The sequence below is a fragment of the Collinsella aerofaciens genome, from assembly GCF_039752985.1.
GTDB lineage: Bacteria > Actinomycetota > Coriobacteriia > Coriobacteriales > Coriobacteriaceae > Collinsella > Collinsella aerofaciens_BT.
Genome location: NZ_JBDMHA010000133.1, coordinates 1 through 1,348, shown reverse-complemented (window position 1 = coordinate 1,348; position 1,348 = coordinate 1). Strand labels below are relative to the sequence as shown.

The window sequence follows — 1,348 nt, the reverse complement described above, 5'->3', positions numbered from 1 at the left end:
TGGTTGTCGCATGCGGCTCGCTTTTCGGAACAGGGCTGATAATTCTAGATGCAAGGCGCTCTTGGTCGTTATGGGCCTGGGGCGTCTGTCTTATATAGGTAGATTCCTTGCGGGTTCGAATTCCTCCGCTTGCCCACAAGAAAGCGCTCCAGGTTCATAAGGGCCTGGAGCGCTGTGTTCTTAAGGGCTGGGACGGAGGGATTCGAACCCCCAACAGCCGGCACCAAAAACCGGAGTTCTACCGTTGAACTACGTCCCAATGTGTGGTGTTGCCCAAAAGCAACTCGTTTAGTTTACCTAATCTGCGAGGGCATCGCAAACGCCATCGAGCAGGCGTACGGCGAGTGTCTGCGCGTCGCTGGCCGTGAAGGTGCCGTTGTAGCGCGTCATGCCCGTGAGCTCAATGCGAATGCGTGCCGGCTTCTGCTGTGCGGCGACATTGGCAGTGCGGATGCGCTGGGCCAGGTTGTGGCACTCGGCGAGGGCGATCGTGGCGCGCGGCGCTGCATCTGCGGGCAGCTCATCGCTTGCGATCTCGAGCACCAGGTCAACGTCGGTTGGGACCTCGGAGTCGCAGAGCATCATGCCGCTGTTGTCGGTCGTTGCCGTGGCGATATTCCACATGCGCGACGCAACGCTGCGTGCGATGGGGTCCTCGCCGATAACGGCAATCTGGAAGCGCTCGAGCACGTTGGCGGCGCGAGCAAAACCGATACGGGACTCGGCTTCGGTGACCGAGGGCTTGCCCTCCCACACATGGTGCAGGCGGTTGATGTAGGCGTAGGTGTCCTGGAAGGCCATGCCGTCGGCAAACAGGCCGACATTTTCCTGGAACTGCTGCAGGGCGGCCTCGGTATGCGGACCAAAGTAGCCGTCGTCTTCGCCACAGGCAAAGCCCAAAACGTTGAGAGCGCGCTGCAGGGCCTGCACATCGGCGCCATGGAAATTGGGCATGCGCAGATAGAGAGTGCGGTCGCCCAGCTTATACGAAGCGTCTACAAGGGCGCTCCAGCAGGGGATATCGACGGCATGACCGGCAGCAAGGCCGCTGTCGAGCCTGAAGGTGCTGACGGCCTGCTCAGTGGTGGCTCCAAAGTACTTGTCGGTGACTTCGGCGGCATCAATCGTGTAGCCGAGCTGTAGGAGACGAGACTGCACGTCTTCGACGGCTGCTCCTTGCATGCCCGTTGTAATAGGTTCCATGAACGAACCCCTTTCGGCGTACCATTCGTACTATTTGAGCGTCTGTCGGATAGACAACGCAAAGGGATGCATAAACATGCACTCAACAGTGTAGCAAGTTGTGCCTAAATACGCTGCTGACAGGTTTTATAACCCCCGTTAGTTA

General features: G+C 58.8%; 1 protein-coding gene and 1 tRNA gene. Both read right to left on the bottom strand.

All coding sequences use genetic code 11. The features are described 5' to 3' along the window. Positions 1–187: 187 nt before the first annotated feature. A tRNA-Gln gene (locus ABHR76_RS10025) sits at positions 188–259 on the bottom strand. 38 nt (positions 260–297) lie between these two features. After that, a complete protein-coding gene (locus ABHR76_RS10020; protein ID WP_022094145.1) occupies positions 298–1,203 on the bottom strand; it encodes a peptidoglycan-binding domain-containing protein in 906 nt (301 codons plus the stop codon). Between the last annotated feature and the right edge of the window lie 145 nt (positions 1,204–1,348).